The organism is Cupriavidus basilensis OR16 (genome assembly GCF_000243095.1).
Classification (GTDB): Bacteria; Pseudomonadota; Gammaproteobacteria; order Burkholderiales; family Burkholderiaceae; genus Cupriavidus; species Cupriavidus basilensis_D.
The window spans coordinates 1-1,878 of sequence record NZ_AHJE01000324.1; the positions used below are offsets into that span (position 1 = coordinate 1).

The window sequence follows — 1,878 nt, forward strand, 5'->3', positions numbered from 1 at the left end:
GGGCACGCCGAGCAGGTCCTGCCAGATCGCGGCCAGCCGCGTTTCGAGATCGCCCTGCGGCGGTTCTGCGGCAACGGCAACGGGGGCGTCGGCCTTTGGCAGCGCGCGGCGATCCAGCTTGCCGTTGGCGGTCAGTGGCAGCGCGTCGAGCCAAACGATCGTGGCCGGCACCATATTGCCGGGCAGCACGGCGGCCAGCGCGCGCCGCAGTTCGGCGGGATCGGTTCGCCGGCCGTCCTCCGGCACGGCATAGCCGGCCAGTTGCATGCCCGTTGGCGTCGCGTCGGCCACCACGGCGGCTTGCCGGACGCCCGGCAGCGCGGCCAGTTGCGCCGCCACTTCGCCGGGTTCCACGCGGAAGCCACGGATCTTGACCTGATCGTCGATCCGGCCGAGGTATTCGAAAACGCCGTCCGCCTGGCGCCGCACACGATCCCCTGTGCGGTAGAAACGGCCACCATGCGCCGAGAACGGGTCCGGAACGAAGCGGTCGGCCGTCAGCGCGGCGCGGCCAAGGTAGCCGCGTGCCAGCGCCGGTCCGCCCAGATACAGCTCGCCGGCCACGCCGTCGGGCAATGGCGCCAGCGCGCCGTCCAGCACATGGGCCACGGTGCCGGCCAGCGGCTGCCCCAGCGGCAGGCCGGTTCCGGGCTGCGGCGCCGTGCCGGCCACGTGCACGAGGACGCCGACCGTGGTTTCCGTGGGCCCGTAGTGGTTGACCAGCCGGCAGGCGGGACGCGCTTCATGAATGCGGGCGCGCAGCGCGGAGTCGGTGGCTTCGCCGCCGAGCACCAGCGTGTGGGCCGGCAGCACGTCTGCCGGCGCCGTGCCGGCCGCCGCCGCGCCGTCCAGCAGCGCGCGCAGATGGCTCGGGACGATCTTGAGCACGTCGATGCGGTGCTCGGCCATATAGCGCGCGAAAGCAGCCGCATCGAACACGCAACGGCGTTCGGGCAGATGCAGCGCAGCGCCGCTGGCCAGCGCGCCAAACAGCACCGTATGCCCGAGGTCCGCCGCCGGTGTCGATACCATCGCCATGCGCAGCCCGCGCGGCAATGCCAGTTGCGCCAGCACGCCATCGAGATAGTGGGCCAGCGCGCCGTGGGAAATCCCCACGCCCTTGGGCCGCCCGGTCGAGCCGGAGGTGTAGATCACATAGGCCAGATGCGCCGGATGTGGCGTCCGCTCCGGGTTCGGCGTCGTGCCTGCGGCGTCGCCGATGTAGAGCGCGGGCTGCGTCAGGTCCAGCATGGACACCGAGGCCGGTGCGGCCAGCAGGGCCTCGGGGCGCTGCGTCAGCAACAGCGCCACGCGGCTGTCCTCGACCATATAGGCCAGGCGGTCGGTCGGATACTCGGGATCGAATGGCACATAGGCGCCGCCAGCCTTCAGGATCGCCAGCAGCGCGACGACCATTTCCACGGACCGCTCGGCCAGCACGCCCACGGGCACTGCGCGGTGCTCCAGCCGTCGAGCAGCAGATGATGGACGGTCCAGACCAGATGATGGCGATCGGGCCCCGTGCGCAGCAGCGCCACACGCATCAGCGGCGGCTGCCTGAGATCGAATCCCTGGGCACGCTGGCTGGCCGCGAAAGCGTCGATATCGCTTGCGTCCCGGCCAGCCCAGTCTTCCACGATCATCGGCAGGGCCACGTCCCGGGCCACCCACTGGAGTGGCGACGCCTCCCGATGGAGGAAGCCGCAGTGCAGGCTGTCGTGGCGCGCCAGCACCGCTTGCCACGCCGCGACGAAGCGACTGGGGTCGATGCCGTCGACGTCGACGCGCAACTGGTTCGTATACGCGCTGCCTTCCGGGCAAAGACGCTGTGGAACAGCATGCCGTCTGCAGTCGGGGACAACGGGTAGAAGGTCGCTG

The 1,878-nt window shown here is 71.0% G+C and carries 2 protein-coding genes; both read right to left on the reverse strand.

Going from position 1 to position 1,878, the window contains the following annotated elements; all coding sequences use genetic code 11:
• The coding region (locus tag OR16_RS38930) for an amino acid adenylation domain-containing protein (RefSeq protein WP_237717405.1) at window positions 1-1,416 on the reverse strand (1,416 nt) is incomplete at its 3' end.
• On the reverse strand, window positions 1,389-1,878 hold a 490-nt coding region (locus tag OR16_RS44345; protein ID WP_237717404.1), incomplete at its 5' end, for a condensation domain-containing protein. The genes OR16_RS44345 and OR16_RS38930, both read right to left, overlap by 28 nt.